Source organism: Algoriphagus winogradskyi, assembly GCF_900182815.1.
Taxonomy (GTDB): Bacteria; Bacteroidota; Bacteroidia; order Cytophagales; family Cyclobacteriaceae; genus Algoriphagus; species Algoriphagus winogradskyi.
Map to the genome: position 1 here is coordinate 655,588 of NZ_FXUA01000001.1, position 16,911 is coordinate 672,498.

The following is a 16,911-nucleotide window of genomic DNA, read 5'->3' on the forward strand; positions in this document are numbered from 1 at the left end:
GGCACATCCCAAACTCAATCATTATGTTTCTGTGAATTCTTACAACTGGGTATCTTCCTATCAAACGATTTTTTACTTTTGAAGAGTTAGTATTTACTAAACCTTACACCTATGCGTTTCGCACTTTTCACTCTTCTTACTTTTTTGATAGCAAGCTCCGCTTCCTTTGCACAAAAAACATTTCACAAAAATAAAGTAATCGCTCACCGTGGCGCGTGGAAAGCACAAGCACATCCTCAGAACTCTTTGGCTTCTCTCAAAGAAGCTGTGAAGCTAGGCTGTGAAGGTTCTGAGTTTGATGTGTGGATGACTTCCGATGGAGTTTTAGTAGTAAATCATGATGCGGATTTCGAAGGTATGGAAATCGAAACCTCTACTTATAAAGACCTTTTAACCATTAAACATGAAAATGGCGAGAAGCTTTCTACCGTAGAAGAATACCTAAAAGCTGGCAAAAAACAGAAAGGCACCAAGTTGATTTTTGAAATCAAGCCATCCAAAATCTCTGTGGAACGCAGCATAGAGGTTGCAGAAAAATCCGTGTTGGCTGTCAAGAAAATGAAAGCTCAAAAATGGGTGGATTACATCACATTCAGCTACGAAGGCGGTTTGAAGGCTATTGAAATGGATCCCAATGCAAATGTAGCTTACTTGACAGGAGACAAGACTCCAGCAGAATTGAAAGAGGCTGGATTTTTCGGCTTTGATTACAATATTAATCTGCTGAAAAAGAATCCTCAATGGATCAAAGAAGCACAGGATCTGGGGCTAACAGTAAATGCTTGGACAGTGAACTCTGCGGAAGATTTGAATTGGTTTCTTGATCAAAACCCGGATTTCATCACCACAGATGAGCCGGAGTTATTATTTAAACTGATCCAAGAAAGGAAGTAATCACGGCGCTTCGACTGCTGACTATTTTCAAATAAACCCTTCGATTTCACAAACCAAAAGCATTGGGTGTCGTTTTTGTTCCTTCTACAGGAATATACCCAATGTTTTATGGACAAGTTTTATCGAAATGTATTTGTACTCCTGAGTGCAGTGAGCAGTTTGTTGTCTTCCTATGCACTTGCCCAATCATCCCAGTACACTTTTCAAATCAACGATCAGCTTGACGAAAGAATCTATGCGATAGACCGCCTTACTTTCTATGAAGACCAGAGCAACGAGCTGGAGCTTAGCGACATACTCTCCAATCCAATTAACGGCAAACTCAAGATCAATCCTGACTTCAACAAAAATAAGTTTTCAACCGAAAGTACCTATTGGGTCAAAGTTGCAATTCAGAAAACACCGCAAAGTAACAAGCAGTGGCTGATGGAATTTTATGATCAGACGATTGATCAAATAACAGCATACATACCCTCAGAAAGCGGATATAAAGAATTAAAACTCGGTGATAAGGCACCTTTTGGAGACAGAATCTTTGCACATAAAAACTTTCACATCCCTGTAGAAAATGAAACTCCAGGAATAGCCACCTATTATTTCAAAATCAAATCTTCGCAGAAGGCTGACATACGAATTGCCTTCAGATCCTACAATCGCTTCATCTATTATGCACTAAATGAGTACTTCCTTTATGGCATTTTCTATGGAATGATTCTGATTATTTCACTTTACAATGGATTGATTTATCTGGCTATTAAAGAGGTGAAATACTTGTATTATGTATTCTACTTACTAAGCGTAGGTATTTTTGCAGCTTGTGTAGATGGGATCGCATTCCAGTATTTATGGCCCAATCATCCCGAGTGGAACCAGCCTATATCGGGCCTCTCCAGCTTTTTGATCATCGTATTTGCGCTGCTTTTCTCCACTCACTTCCTCAATTTGAAGAGGAGATTCCCCAGCATGCATCGCTGCTTTCATGTATTGCTCTTAGCTAAAACAATTCTTTTCGCAGCTGGAATTGCTTTTTTTCCAGCGCTGTTAGAAATTCAGATTTACGATATCATTCCCTTCTTTCTCATACTTTTTTCCAGCGTTTATGTCTTGGTAAAAGGCTACAGCGTAGCACGTTTATTTGTAATTGCTTATGCTATTCTTTTTTTGGGAGTAGCACTGAAAGCAATGGTCCACACAGCCATTATTCCACACAGCACAGTAATTTACTACAGTTTGCACATTGCCTTTCTGATGGAGATGTTGCTGCTAACTTTGGCACTTGGTGATCGGGTGAAAATTCTAAAAGACAATCGTGATCGGGCATTACTTCGCTCTCTTCGTCAAGCAGAGGCAAATGCCCAGCTGAAAGAAAAGGTCAATAGAGAATTGGAGCAAAGAGTCAATGAAAGAACTCAGGAACTGGCTAAAAAGAACCAACTCCTCCTAGAATACAATCAGCAGATCCTAGAAAAGGATGAAGAAATTAAGCGTATTAACTCCATTTTGGATAAAGACATCTGGAAGCTAAAGTCTCAGATCAAGGAGAACCTACAGGCGAGAATCACCAATAAACGGATGAGCTATGAAGATTTCAAAAAGATATTCCCAGATTCTACCGCTTGCCTTCGCTACTTGGAGCAAGTCAAATGGGACAATGGATTTTCATGCAAAGCTTGTGAGCATACTAAATTCTCGAAGAGCTCAAAGGTTTTTCACCGTCGATGCTCACGTTGCGGTCATATAGAATCAGCTACTGCCGGGACGATTTTCCACGGTATCCGTCTCCCGATTGAAAAAGCATTTTACCTGTCCTACACCGTCATTTCCGAGCATAGCAAACTCACGCTGGAAGAGCTTTCCCAGTTGCTGGATCTCAGAGTAAACGCGATAAGTAGCTTCAGGGTAAAGGTCAAATTGCAACTTGAAATGAAGGGGATTCATCAACCTGAATGGGAGGACATCGTGCTGGAGCGATCGCATGAACTCAACTGATTTCAAGCAATTATCATTGGTAGTCAAATCCTGATAATAAAGCGTGAACGAATTTCTAAAAACCCCCTAAATTAATTAAATAGACGTTTTTTCAATGAAAACAAAGCAGGAATTGACATCCAGAAATCGTTAGTTCCCAAACATTTTTTCAATCGATTTCGAAGTTATTTTTTCTTAAAATCTTCCAGTGGTGGTAGTTTCATTTACCACTGGAGCAAGTATGTGTCTCTAGTTATTAACTAAACCAAACCCAATACGCCAAATGGAAAAATTGCTACCTGAGCGGGGAAATACTTGGCATCTGAACAAGTATATAATTTTAGCCCTTCTCCTATTCTCATTCTTTACTGTCCATGATTCGTTTGGACAAAATGTTCCGGTCAGCGGCACTGTTGTCGATGACACTGGATTTCCTCTTCCAGGAGTGAATGTGGTCATCAAAGGAACCACCAACGGAACTGTCACTGACCTTGATGGTAAGTATTCCTTAGAAGTCCCAGAAGCCGCAGTTTTGGTATTCACCTTCGTGGGATTTCAAACGGTAGAGGAGCCAATAAATGGAAGAACTACCATTAACGTGACACTTGGAGAAGATCTATCTGATCTTGATGAGTTTGTAGTCGTCGGATATGGTATTCAGCGTAAAAGCGATTTGACAGGTGCGATCTCCAGTGTCAAATCTGAAGATATCAGTCGACTGCCTGTTTCCGATGTGACCCAATCCCTTCAAGGACGCGTCAGTGGTGTTCAGATTACCCAAAATTCCGGTGCTCCAGGAGCGGGCTCTACAGTTAGGATTCGTGGTGTCGGTACATTGAACAATTCAAATCCTCTGTATGTAGTCGACGGGATGCTGCTTGATGATATCAATTTCCTAAACCCAAATGATGTGGAATCCATGGAGGTATTGAAAGATGCCTCTGCCACGGCTATTTACGGATCGAGAGGTGCAAATGGGGTAATCATCGTCACTACGAAACAAGGTTCATTTGACACAGATACGCGAGTAACTGTGGATGCATACACAGGTGTGCAGCAAGTAGCTAATAAAATCAACCTCGTAAACGCCCGTGAATTTGCGCAGCTGGCAAATGAGCTGGAACAAAATGTAGGGAATCAGCCAATTTATAATGTAAATGATTACCAGGAAGGAACAGATTGGCAAGATTACATCTTCAGAAATGCTCCAATCAATAACATTAGCATTGGCGCGAATGGAGGTTCAGCGAAAACAAACTTCAACCTAAGTGCGAATTACTTCAATCAACAAGGTGTGGTCAAAGAATCAGAATTCGAACGTTTGACAATCCGATTGAACAACCAGTACAAAATGAGCGAAGCAGTGACTTTTGGTCACAACCTTTCTTTCATCTATTACAATCAGCAAAATGAGCCTGGGGTAATTGGAAATGCATATCGTGCGTATCCGATTTTCGAGCCTACTCAGCCTGATGGAAGCTATACCAACACAGCTCCAGTAGGAAATCCCGCTGCACAATTTGAGTACAACTCAAATAACCGCACCAACAACTACCGTGGAGTGGGTAACTTCTTCATGGATGTGAAATTCCTTAAGAACTTCACCTTCCGAAGTAATGTTGGGCTAGACCTGGTATTTCAGGACTCTAAGAGCTTTACTCCTGTTTACTTTGTCTCCCCTACCCAGCAGAATCCCGAGAATTCTGTAAATGTTTCCAATATGAGAAATACAAATATTCTCTGGGAGAATACACTGAACTACAGCAAAGAGTGGGAAGACCATCGGCTTAACTTGCTGGGCGGTATTACCACCCAAGATTTCTATACAGAATCCCTAGGTGGAGGAAGAAGGAATCTTCCAGGTGAAGACCCTTCACTTTGGTATTTGAATGCCGGTGAACTGACCTCCCAGACCAATTCTAATTCAGGAGAGTCCTGGGCTATGCTTTCCTACCTTTTCAGAGCAAATTATACGTTCAAAAACAAGTTTCTCTTTACAGGTACATTTAGAAGAGATGGATCTAGCCGATTTGGGGAAGAGAGAAGATATGGAAATTTCCCTTCCATTGCACTTGGGTATAATATCATCGAAGAAGGATTCCTTCAAAACCAAAATTTTCTTTCCAATCTGAAAATACGCGGTAGCTGGGGAAAAATCGGAAACGACAAGATCTATGTATATGAAGGCCGTCCTGTAGTAAATGGAAATCAAAACGCCGTATTCGGTGAAAATGAAGAGTTGGTTTACGGTGCGACAATAACCAGGCTTTCTAATCCATTTATTCAATGGGAAGAAACAGTTACCTCAAATATTGGTTTCGAGTTTGGCTTTTTTAATGAGAAATTGACAGGTGAGTTGGACTATTACACTAGAACCACCAACGACATCCTGGTAGCAGTTCCGATTCCATCTTATGTTGGTGCATCCAACAATCCTGTTGTCAATGCAGCAAATGTGAAGAATTCAGGGGTTGACCTTACGTTAAATTGGAGAGATCAAAAAGGTGACTTTTCCTACAATTTTGGAATCGTTGCTTCCACTGTGAATAACGAAGTATTGGATTTGGGAGATGGTAATGAGGCTATCTTCGGAGGAGCTGTAGGAATCTCAGGCTACCTCGGGTCCAGAACGATCGTAGGTGAATCAATCGGACATTACTATGGCTACAAGACAGCAGGTGTGTTCCAAAATGAAGCTGACCTTTCTTCCATTCCAAAGCGAGGACCAGAAGTAGCTGGTGACTTAATCTATGAAGATACCAATGGAGACGGAGTTGTCAACAGCAATGACCGGGTAATTCTTGGAAGCCCAATTCCTGATCTGGTTTACGGTTTCAATTTCGGCTTTGACTACAAAGGCTTTGATCTAAGTGCAGATTTCAACGGTACACTCGGAAACGAAATCTACAATGCGAAGAAGCAAACCCGCTTCAACACCTACAATTTTGAAACAAGCTACTTAGACAGATGGACCGGTGAAGGCACAAGTAATTCTGAACCTAGAGTTACGAATGGCGGACACAACTACGAAGTCTCTGATAGATTTGTAGAAGACGGTTCATTCTTGAGATTGAGAAACATCCAAGTTGGCTACAACTTCTCTGAGGTTGTTTTAAGTAAGGTAAAGCTTCAAAACTTCCGAGTTTACCTATCCGGCACAAATGTCTTGACATGGACAAAATACTCAGGATACACGCCTGAAATCGGCGGTGGAAATGTACTAGGAACTGGATATGACAGCGGTCTATACCCAGTAGCAAGAACGTTTAACGTAGGCGTCTCAGCCAGCTTCTAAACCCAAAAACAAATGAAAAATAAGATAAACCATAAAATAGCAGTCCTAGGCCTCGGCATTCTGATGAGTTTTGGGATAGTATCCTGCGAAGATTACTTGGAGAAAGCACCATTAGGTCAACTCACTTCTGAGAATTTCTTCAAAGATGCAACTCAGGCAACTCAAGCGGTTAATGCGATTTACGCGCATCTGAGAAGTTTCAATGTGCATGTATTTTCCTATATAGGTGTCACAGACATCGCTTCAGATGATGCAGACAAAGGTTCTGTGCCCGGCGATGCGGGATTCCTGCAGGACATCAATGACTTCACCTTTGACGCAAATAATTCTGCAGTAAACGGAATATGGTCAGGTTATTTTCAAGGAATTTTCCGCGCTAATCAGGTGATCGCAAATGTCCCTGAAATCGATATGGATGAGGAACTAAAAACCAGATTGATCGGCGAGGCAAGATTTCTAAGAGCCTATTTCTACTTCTTTTTAGTGAGAACTTATGGAGACTTGCCTTTGATCGAAACCCCGTTGAACCCTGATGAGTATCAACAAGCGCGTGTATCCAAAGAAACGATTTATGCATTCATAGAGGAAGATTTAGAATTTGCGGCAGCAAATCTGCCAGAGAAGTCTGAATATCCGGCTTCTGAACTAGGTAGAGCTACAGCTGGAGCTGCAAAGTCATTTTTGGCTAAAGTGCACCTTTTTCAAAATGAATTTCAGGAAGCCTATGATATGGCTCAGGAAGTGATTGCCAGTGGTGAATATGAGCTTTATCCCGATTACGAAGGCATTTTCCGTAGAGAAGGTGAGCATTCTTCGGAAAGTATTTTCGAAGTGTCCACCGTTGCGCTCGAAGCTGGTGGTGGCGGATCTCAGTTTAACGAGGTGCAGGGAATCCGTGGCAATCCAAATAACGGCTGGGGCTTCAATGGACCATCGGATGATTTGATGGCTGCTTATGAAGAGAATGATCCAAGACTTGCAGCGACCATAATTAACGAAGGTGATACTTTGCCTTCAGGAGAGATTGTGATGCCAGATCCAAATATGGGTGCTAATGCCCGTTTTAGTAGAAAAGCTTGGTTGCCGGAAAGACCACCGTCTGGCTTTGGTAACAGTGGTGCAAATATCCGCTTATTCAGATATGCTGATTTGCTTTTGATCGCAGCAGAGGCGGCTAACGAAATCGGGAATTCTAGCCAAGCGTTGGAATATGTCAACCTGGTGAGAGAAAGAGCCCGTCAAGGCAATGAGGATATTTTACCAGACTTGACTATGACTGAGCAGTCCGAACTAAGAGAAGCCATCTATCATGAGAGAAGAGTGGAATTAGCCATGGAGCAACACAGATATTTTGATTTGGTGAGACAAGGAAGAGCACAGGAAGTGTTCGCAGCACTAGGAATCACCTGGACTCCTGGCAAGCATGAAGTTTATCCAATACCTCAGTCAGAAATCGACATTAGCGGAGGTTCAATCATCCAGAATCCGGGGTACTAAACCCCTTGACTCCCGCTTACTTGCTGTGGTGGGAGTCTCCTTTTCTTTTATATTTCACCTAATTTTTAAGCTATGAAATCGAACATCAATCAGTCCATACACCAAGGAATGATCATCCGCGATGTGAGATTCCACGTGACAATTAAAATCAAGTAACACATGAAAAACCCTTTGCCCCTCCCCATTCTCACCTTAGCTGTATTTTCATTTGCTTGCCAACAAGCAGATGAAAATACCAATACCATCAAGGCGACACCATATGATATTCATGTGGAACTCTCTTGGGATAAAGATCCAAAAGCAGACTCCTATGGAGTATGGATAAGTATGGATGATGATCACTATACCAGACGGGCTGTGCTAGAGGACACGATTTACTTGGATTTCGTGAATGACCTCGGGATGGAACTGGATCTGAACTACGAGGTCAGAGCTTATTCCGGTGAGGATTCTACCATCGTTGGAAGAGCGGCCACCAAAACTCATAAAATGACGGATGAAGAACTTCTGGATATGGTGGAGTTCTATACCTTCCGCTATTTCTGGGATGGAGCTGAACCGAATTCTGGTCTAGCTCCAGAGCGAATTCACATCGATGGAGAATATCCGCAAAACGATGCCCACGTCATAACAACAGGAGGTTCTGGAATGGGCATCTTCGGTCTGATCGCAGGGATGGAAAGAGGCTGGATCACCAAAGAACAAGGAGTAGCACGATTTGAGAAAATCGTGGGTTTTCTGGAAAAAGCAGACAAATTCAAAGGGGTTTGGCCGCACTGGATAAACGGACAAACCGGAAAAGTGCAGCCTTTTGGCCAAAAAGATAATGGGGGCGATCTGGTAGAGTCTGCCTACCTGATGCAAAGCCTTATCGCCGTTCGGGAATATTTCAAAGATGGAGATGATAGACAAAAAGCGGTTGCAGACCGAATAGATCAACTCTGGAAAGAAATGGACTGGACATGGTACACTCGAGATGGGCAGGATGTGTTGTATTGGCACTGGTCACCGGAGTTTGCTTGGGACATGAATTTCCCACTGGAAGGATACAACGAATGTCTTATCACCTATGTACTCGCAGCTTCCTCTCCTACTCACACGATTGATCCAGCGGCTTACCACAAGGGATGGGCAAGAAGCGGAGGAATCAAATCCGAAAAGGAAGCTTTTGGCTATGAATTGGTCTTAAAGCATAATGGAGCTGAAGAAAAGGGCGGACCCCTTTTCTGGGCCCATTATTCCTATTTGGGCTTAAATCCTATGGGATTGAAAGATAAATATGCAGACTATCAAAAGCTAAATACTAACCATACGCTTATCAACCGAGCACACGTAGTTGAAAATCCAAATGGATTTGCCGGCTACGGAGAAGATCTCTGGGGACTGACTGCTTCCTACTCTATCAACGGCTATAATGCGCATTTTCCTAGAAATGATACAGGAGTAATTTCGCCAACTGCTGCGATTTCATCTATTCCTTACACTCCGGAAGAGTCCATGAAAGTGATCAAAAACCTCTATTACAATTATGGTAAAAAGGTGCTTGGAAGATATGGTTTCTATGATGCTATGAGTCCTGAGCATGATTATTATCCTGAGCGATACCTTGCGATCGATCAGGGCCCGATGGTCGCTATGATAGAAAACTATAGAACTGGACTAGGTTGGAAATTATTTATGGGCGCACCTGAAGTTCAGGAAGGATTGAAAAAGCTGGGCTTTGAAGGTCCAAACATTGCCAAATAGAAAAGTTGATATACTTTTACGATCAGTTAATCCCCCTATCCATAGTTGGTTAGGGGGATTACTTTTTACAGGCTCACTTCACTTTGATCGAAGATCACAATCCTGTAATTTCCGATCAAAATCCCCTATCATGACATCCTCCAATCTTCTGAAAGTAGCGCTAGCTCAAATTTCACCCGTTTGGCTAGACAAATTTGCCACACTTGAGAAAGTAAAAACTTCTATCAAAGAAGCTGCGGCTCAAGGTTGTGAGTTAGTTGTATTTGGAGAGGGGCTGGTACCTGGTTATCCTTTTTGGATGTCAATTACCAATGGATCCGCTTGGGATGATAAAGTGCAAAAGGAAATTCACGCACATTATTTAAGAAATTCGGTTCAGATTGAAAAAGGAGATTTGCTGGAGATTCAAGAGCTAGCTAAAAGTTTGAAAATTGCCATTTACTTGGGAATTATCGAAAGACCCATAGATAAAGGTGGCCACAGTATCTATTGCTCGCTGGTGTATATTAACACTGATGGTGATATTAAATCCGTTCATCGCAAACTTCAACCTACCTACGAAGAACGGCTCACTTGGGCTCCTGGCGATGGAAATGGGCTACAAGTTCATACGTTAAAGGAATTTACTGTCGGAGGGCTCAATTGCTGGGAAAACTGGATGCCTTTGGCAAGAACGGCCTTGTATGGTTTGGGAGAAAATCTCCATATCGCAGTTTGGCCAGGAGCTGTCAGAAACACAGAAAATATCACCCGGTTGATTGCTCAGGAAAGTAGATCCTTTGTTATTTCTGTTTCAAGTTTGATGAGTAAAACTGACTTTCCAGCTGGAACACCTCACCTAGATTTGATTCTTGAAAACGCTCCCGAAATTTTAGCGGATGGCGGTTCCTGCATTACAGGTCCAGATGGCAAATGGATCTTGGAGCCTGTGGCAAATAAGGAAGGTCTTTTGATTGAGACCTTGGATTTCAATCGGGTTCTGGAAGAGCGCCAGAACTTTGATCCCGTTGGACATTACTCTAGACCTGATGTGCTTCAGTTGAGTGTGAATAGAGAGAGGCAGGCGAGTGTGAAATATGAAAATCAACTCAAATCCATGAAATGAAGTCTATATTATGCTATATATTTTCAATTCCTATCACTAATCACTACACTACCCCCATGCCAATTAAGAATATTCTGATCATATCATTTTCTATACTACTAGTTTCCTGTACTGTAAAAAGGTCAAAAATGCAGGAGAGTCAATCAGATTTAGAAGGTAATAGAGGGAATTTTGATTTGGCTATTTTACACCTTGATAATGCTATTGTTTTAACTCCAACCAATAGTAGGTTATTTTATAAAAAAGCAAATTACTTAATTAATTTAGAGCAATTTCAAGAAGCTCTACAAGCTATTAACCTAGGAATAGAATTTACTGACAAGATGGGTTTATACTATTTAAAAAAGGCCGAAATATTTCATGGACTAAGTCAACTAGACTCTTCCTCATTTTATTACAACCTTTCTATTCAAAACAATCAAAACCCTGAAGAAGTCTATGAGAGAAGCGCAAGATCTTATATGAAGTTGGCTTTATATGATTCTGCCCTTTCGGACATTAACAGGGCTATTCAGATCAACCCCAACTACATTGAAGCTTATAATACAAGGGGTGATATTTATTATGATGAATTTGATTACGAAAATGCCATTAACGATTACACATTTGTGATTGATAATCCAATAGACGATGATGTCCTGACTGGATCTGCTTTTGTACACAGAGGCGGAAGTTTCTATAGAAGAGGTAATCTAAAATTGGCCTGTAAGGATTGGAAATTGGCAGTAGAACTAGGTATGCCTCAAGCTTCCATTTTGATAGATGATTTTTGTAATTAATTTGAAATACTAGACTGGCACTTCAGATAATTGCTTTACAAAAAAACCAGCGCCCTCTGTGGTGCCTTAGTGTCCTCCGCGGTTAAAAAACCTTTTAATTTCCACATACCGAGACATTTCCCTAGATGTGACGGGAATTGAATCTATTTTTGACGTATGAAATCGAGTATGACTAAAAAAGTCACACACTGGCAAGATCTAACCATGCGAGATTCCATCTGACCATAAAAAAGTAATTATTAACAGATGAATACCATGACTGTAGAAAGAACCATATCCATCCGGGGACTTTTTCGGATCAGCAGACCGATTAATCTGTTGATGGTGGGATTCGCACAGTTCATGACCGCTTATTTTTTGGTAGGCACTACCAATGCCGGCTTGCCTGTTCTTCAGGATTACAAACTGTACTTGATCATTTTCTCCACCTTATTGATCACTGCTGCTGGCTACATGATCAATGACTATTACGATGTCAAAATCGACTATGTCAATAGACCAAATGAGGTTGTAGTGGGGAAAGGAATCAAAAGAAGAGTCATCATTCTGCTTCACTCATTTCTAAATTTCACTGCGATTGGGCTGGGATATCTCGTCAGTCCAAAAATTGCTTTCATCAATTTTGTAGCGGCATTTTTACTTTGGATTTACAGCAATCAGCTTAAAAGAGAACCTTTTATTGGTAATGTGACCGTTGCATTTCTCACTGGACTTTCTATTTATATCATTGCTATTCATTACCAGAAAGCTGAGTTACTGGTTCTGACCTATGCCATATTCGCTTTCTTCCTTAATCTCATTCGTGAGATTATTAAAGACATAGAAGATAGACAGGGAGATAGAAAACACGGTTGCAGAACATTGCCAATTGTACTTGGCTTTCGCAAAACAAAAGCAGTTATTTTCTTGATTGCGGCAGTATTTATCTGTGCAATTTTGATTGTAATGTTCAAACTTGACCGACCCATTATTTTTGCCTATTTCGGTGGTCTGGGTATCTTTTTTATGTATTTCATGTACCGAATCTACCTAGCTGATCGCAAGGATCATTTTACTCAGTTAAGCACCATTGCCAAAATATTGATGTTGGTTGGGACGCTGAGTATGGGGCTTTTATAACTTCATTATTCGATAGTCAGCATTCAAATTTCATCATTTATTATTCCTAAAGAGTGTATAATAAAGAGTAATACGATTTGAAATAGTCTTTCTTTCAAAACTGTATGATTTCCCATAGAGCCTATAATCATTGCTTATCGATGAAAAATTATGATTTCTGGTGAAAGCAAGCCCCAGTCTCCAATACTCTAATGAGAATCCATATAGATAATTAGTATGGTATTTCTTAGAGATCGTTTCCACTGCATTCAAAGCATCCACAACTTCTTGAGTCCAGTCAATGCCATCAGGGATTTTGTCGAAATGAGGGCTGGAGGAAAAACTAAAAACCGGTACTATTCCGGCTATTAAATTGAATTTCAAAAGATTAAAACCAAATAAGTTCAATGACCCTCCGATTGGTAATTCCAAGTTTCTACTCACATAAGAAATCACCTTCTTAGAGTCAATTGGAAATCCTTCAATTGGAGTGGTCGCAAATATGGAAGCATATGATTTATAATATTGTGCCTCAATAGTTCCTTTAAATCTACTTCCAAAAGAATGTGCATATTGAACATAAGGCATCAACCTAGCATCGGAATTCCTTAAATTGCCTTCATAGATCGCCAAGGCATCTATTTGAATATAGGAGTTATTAAACTTCTCTTCGTTTGAAACTATTCCGAATCCTACTTTAAACTCCTGACTGCAGGCCAATAAAGGAATCAGGAATACAGACACAAAAAACAACGAAAATCTATAATTCATAAATTAAATAATTGAAAAACAATTAGATAGATTTTAAACCAGCAGCATAACTAAATATGAGCTAAGAAAAGTAAGTGTAAACAAACTCCATAAATATAAACTTAAAAAGTTAATATGATTATCCGCAATCATACCAGTATGGGTAAATTGAAGCAATGATGAGTCTGTCAAAGAGTTTTTGACCAAAATATCTTCGGTTGAGTTTGTAACAAAACTCGTCCAGATAGTTCTGCATCATTCGTTCACTGATCATATGGTATGTCTGCAGGTGTTTCTTTAAGTTACTGATTGCAATATGAACCCACTTGAGGTTAAAATTGCCTTCTTTGGTTCCAGAGATTTCACTGACATGAACATCAATACAATCACTCAGATCTGAGAAGGTGGTACTCTTATCTGTTTGAAGTACAGCGTTTGAATCAATGTAGTCTTTGATTAAATGCTGTGCTGTTTTTGCCTCCAAGTTCTTTATCTTCTTCATTTTGAAGTATCTGCAGCTCTTGTCACCTTTACCCGACTCAGGATCTTCTAAAGGCGTGGATTCAGCCATGACAGCCACTTTTGACTGTTTTTGACTGCCTCTTCCTCGCTTGAGTTGGCTTCGGACCTTGGCCTTGGTGGCTTTTCCCACGAATGCCTCATCGTATTCCACCATGTCCTCCAGTCGGTAGCGGTCATCCCGTTGCCCCATCACCACGCGGAGCTTGTGATACATCCTGAAAACCGGTTCGTAGCGTTTCATTCCCAGCTGTCGCTGGAGTTCTGCTGCACTGAACCCTTTCTTGGTGGCGGTGATGAACGTAATGGCCATCATCCAGGTCCTAATTGGCAGATTACTGCTCTGCATGACCGTACCACTCCTGATACTGGTTCTGAATCCACAGGAAGCACACTGGAAGGAAAGCTTATTTTCAAGCCAATAATGATTCAATCCAGCACACTTCTTACAGATAATTCCCTGATGGATCCTTTGTTCTTTGATGAATTCGATACAAGAAGATTCGTCTGGAAATCGATTAATGAAATTGATAATATTCATGGCCAAAACCATTTATTTCGACCTAATTTAAAACGAGTTAAAACCTCAATAAAGCAATTGTCACCAACTGTCAATAAGAACTTATTTGGTTACTGGTGTCTTTGCGGATATACATAAAAGTTAATTTAAATATTTCCCCATAATATCAAATGTTAATTTTTTTATGATTTTTAGTACAAAAGCTTTCAAATCCCAAACTCTTTTTGATTCTTGATTTTGAAAAAATAGATATTCTTCAACTTAGCTTAGCTGATCTTTACCTTTAGAATTAACCCCGTAAATCTTAAATCCGAAATCATAAGTCACAAATCTTCCCTATTTTCAGGCAAATTTTTCAATCATGCTAGACAGCAAATTACTTGTAATCAAGATCGGGTCGAATGTACTGACTCAGGAAAATGGACTTCCTGATTTAGATCGCATGGAAAAGCTTGTGGCCCAAATCCAAGCGCTAACCTCTCTCGGTAAGAAAGTCGTCTTGGTAAGTTCGGGCGCAGTAGCTTTTGGGAGACAAGCAATTCCTCTTCCCGAGAAACTCAACCCAGTTTTCAAAAAACAAATCTGGGCTTCCACCGGTCAAATCCGACTCATCAATCAATACCAGAATTTCTTCGAAAAACATAAGCAGCCCGTTGCGCAGATCTTGGTGACCAAGGAGGATTTTCGGGATAGAAAGCATTTCTTGAACATGAAAAACTGTGTGCAAGCCTTGCTTTCACAGGGCATCTTGCCTATTATCAATGAAAATGACACGGTTACCATTACCGAGCTGATGTTCACCGATAACGATGAACTGGCTAGTCTCACCGCTGCGATGATCAATGCAGACACCATGATGCTGCTTACGAATGTGGATGGGATTTTCACTGGAAACCCTTCAGATCCCGATTCTCAACTCATAGAAAAAGTAGCTTCTAAAATGCCTGAAGTTTCTAACTATATCTCAGCGTCCAAGTCATCTTTTGGCCGGGGTGGAATGCTTACCAAGTATGCCATGGCCAAGAAATCTGCCGATCTGGGCATTCAGGTTATAATCGCTAATGGCAAGCGGGAGAATGTATTGGGAGAATTTGCTGACAAAAGCTTGCGATGTACTTGGTTTGAACCTCAAAAAGCAAAACATGGTGCAAAGAAATGGCTGGCCCATGGAGAGCATTACTACGTAGGAGAGATCACAATCAATGAAGGAGCGAAAAGCTCCCTCACGGCAGAGGTAATCCGCAGTCTCTTGCCAATTGGAATTATTAAACTTGAAGGAGAGTTTTCCAAAGGAGATATACTTCTGATCAGAGACGAAACAGGTCATAAAATCGGCCTGGGGAGAGCAGAGTATTCCTCCAAAGTAGCCAATGAACGCATTGGCCAAAAGAACCAAAAAGCATTAATACACTACGATTACCTCTATATTTTCGATCATGACTGAGTACCAAGATATTTTTGAAGGAGTAAAAAAAGGAGCTAGAAAACTGACTGGACTCAGTAATGAGAAGGTAAATCAGGTTCTGCACAATCTGGCAATTTTGGCAGTTGAAAACACTTACTTCCTTTTGGAAGAAAACCAGAAAGATCTGGATCTCATGGAGCCAGACAATCCCATGTATGATAGGCTTTTGCTGACAGAAGAACGAATTCAAACTATCGCTGGGGAAATCATTCAGGTGAGTGCATTACCAAGTCCGCTTCATCATGTCTTGGAAAGTAAAACCCTTGAAAATGGACTTTCTCTGAAAAAAACTACCGTACCTCTTGGGGTGATCGGGATCATTTACGAGGCTAGACCCAATGTAACTTTTGATGTATTTACACTGGCTCTCAAATCAGGAAATGGATTGGTACTGAAAGGTGGTTCGGATGCTGATCATTCCAACCGAGCAATCATGAGTTTGATCCATCAAGTGTTAGAACTCAATGAGCTGCCAACTGAAGCATTCCAGCTTTTACCTGCGGAAAGAACAGCCACGAAAGCACTCTTGGAAGCAGTTGGTTTTGTCGACGTCATTATTCCACGGGGATCTCAGGGCTTGATCAATTTTGTCAGAGAAAATGCAAAAGTGCCAGTGATCGAAACTGGAGCCGGCATCGTGCATACTTATGTCGATGAATCCGCGGATTTGGAAAAAGCGAAAGAGATTGCCTATAATTCAAAAACCCGTAGACCAAGTGTATGTAATTCTCTGGATTGTCTAATAATTCATGAAGCAAAATTGTCCGTTTTAAATGACTTGATTCAGCCGATGTTGGAAAGCAAGGTTCAGGTTTTTGCAGATGAAAAGGCTTATGCAGCTCTAGATTCCCACGAATTGATTTCAAAAGCTGATGAGTCTCACTTTGGAACAGAATTCTTAGGGCTGAAATTAGCCATCAAAACTGTGGCAAATCTGGATGAAGCCTTAGATCATATTGCTATCTATTCTTCAAAGCATTCTGAAGCTATAGTTGCTGAAAACCAGGAGACTCTTGATCGCTTTTTACTGGAAGTGGATGCAGCGGCAGTTTATGCAAATGCCTCCACAGCTTTCACTGATGGAGCTCAATTTGGTTTGGGTGCAGAAATCGGCATAAGTACCCAAAAGCTCCACGCCCGTGGACCTATGGCGCTGAAAGAGCTTTGTAGCTATAAGTGGATCGTGAGAGGAAATGGACAGGTCAGAAAGTAGTTCGCAGTTTTCAGTGGTCAGTTTTGAGTTTATAGCCCTTCCCTTTTCTTTATGGAAAGATT

At 40.9% G+C, this 16,911-nt stretch carries 12 protein-coding genes; 10 read left to right on the forward strand and 2 right to left on the reverse strand.

All coding sequences use genetic code 11. The features are described 5' to 3' along the window. Window positions 1-111 precede the first annotated feature (111 nt). The 8 genes from QOL76_RS02845 to QOL76_RS02880 all read left to right on the forward strand — a co-directional run bounded on the left by QOL76_RS02845 (window position 112) and on the right by QOL76_RS02880 (window position 12,403). Window positions 112-894: a glycerophosphodiester phosphodiesterase gene (locus QOL76_RS02845; protein ID WP_283411512.1), complete on the forward strand. Its 783-nt coding sequence runs from the start codon at window positions 112-114 to the stop codon at window positions 892-894. 108 nt (window positions 895-1,002) lie between these two features. Further along, on the forward strand, window positions 1,003-2,883 hold the full coding sequence (locus QOL76_RS02850) for a 7TM diverse intracellular signaling domain-containing protein (protein ID WP_283411513.1): 1,881 nt from the start codon (window positions 1,003-1,005) through the stop codon (window positions 2,881-2,883). A 262-nt stretch (window positions 2,884-3,145) separates the two neighbouring features. Beyond that, on the forward strand, window positions 3,146-6,157 hold the full coding sequence (locus QOL76_RS02855) for a SusC/RagA family TonB-linked outer membrane protein (RefSeq protein WP_283411514.1): 3,012 nt from the start codon (window positions 3,146-3,148) through the stop codon (window positions 6,155-6,157). 12 nt (window positions 6,158-6,169) lie between these two features. Then, on the forward strand, window positions 6,170-7,654 hold the full coding sequence (locus QOL76_RS02860; protein ID WP_283411515.1) for a RagB/SusD family nutrient uptake outer membrane protein: 1,485 nt from the start codon (window positions 6,170-6,172) through the stop codon (window positions 7,652-7,654). 159 nt (window positions 7,655-7,813) lie between these two features. After that, window positions 7,814-9,400: a glucoamylase family protein gene (locus tag QOL76_RS02865; protein ID WP_283411516.1), complete on the forward strand. Its 1,587-nt coding sequence runs from the start codon at window positions 7,814-7,816 to the stop codon at window positions 9,398-9,400. A gap of 130 nt (window positions 9,401-9,530) precedes the next feature. Beyond that, window positions 9,531-10,505: a carbon-nitrogen hydrolase family protein gene (locus QOL76_RS02870; RefSeq protein WP_283411517.1), complete on the forward strand. Its 975-nt coding sequence runs from the start codon at window positions 9,531-9,533 to the stop codon at window positions 10,503-10,505. Next, window positions 10,502-11,284: a tetratricopeptide repeat protein gene (locus QOL76_RS02875; protein WP_283411518.1), complete on the forward strand. Its 783-nt coding sequence runs from the start codon at window positions 10,502-10,504 to the stop codon at window positions 11,282-11,284. Before QOL76_RS02870 ends, QOL76_RS02875 begins: the two co-directional genes overlap by 4 nt. A 255-nt stretch (window positions 11,285-11,539) precedes the next feature. Further along, window positions 11,540-12,403 carry a geranylgeranylglycerol-phosphate geranylgeranyltransferase gene (locus QOL76_RS02880; protein ID WP_377919045.1) on the forward strand — a complete coding sequence of 288 codons (864 nt, stop codon included), beginning with the start codon at window positions 11,540-11,542 and terminating at the stop codon, window positions 12,401-12,403. A gap of 33 nt (window positions 12,404-12,436) precedes the next feature. Here the strand turns inward: QOL76_RS02880 and QOL76_RS02885 are convergent, their stop codons facing one another. Together QOL76_RS02885 and QOL76_RS02890 are read right to left on the reverse strand one after the other, a co-directional pair. Then, entirely contained in the window at window positions 12,437-13,153 is a 717-nt protein-coding gene (locus tag QOL76_RS02885; protein WP_283411520.1) for a hypothetical protein, read from the reverse strand. Window positions 13,154-13,271: 118 nt separating this feature from the next. Beyond that, entirely contained in the window at window positions 13,272-14,192 is a 921-nt protein-coding gene (locus QOL76_RS02890; RefSeq protein ID WP_283411521.1) for an IS1595 family transposase, read from the reverse strand. Between the two features lie 340 nt (window positions 14,193-14,532). Between QOL76_RS02890 and proB the strand changes: the two genes are divergently transcribed. Both proB and QOL76_RS02900 read left to right on the forward strand, forming a co-directional pair. Continuing rightward, complete coding sequence (gene proB, locus QOL76_RS02895; protein ID WP_283411522.1) at window positions 14,533-15,615, forward strand: glutamate 5-kinase; 1,083 nt, start codon at window positions 14,533-14,535, stop codon at window positions 15,613-15,615. Beyond that, window positions 15,608-16,849, forward strand: coding sequence for a glutamate-5-semialdehyde dehydrogenase (locus QOL76_RS02900; RefSeq protein ID WP_283411523.1), 1,242 nt, complete (start codon window positions 15,608-15,610; stop codon window positions 16,847-16,849). The genes proB and QOL76_RS02900 overlap by 8 nt, the downstream gene beginning before the upstream one ends. Window positions 16,850-16,911 lie beyond the last annotated feature (62 nt).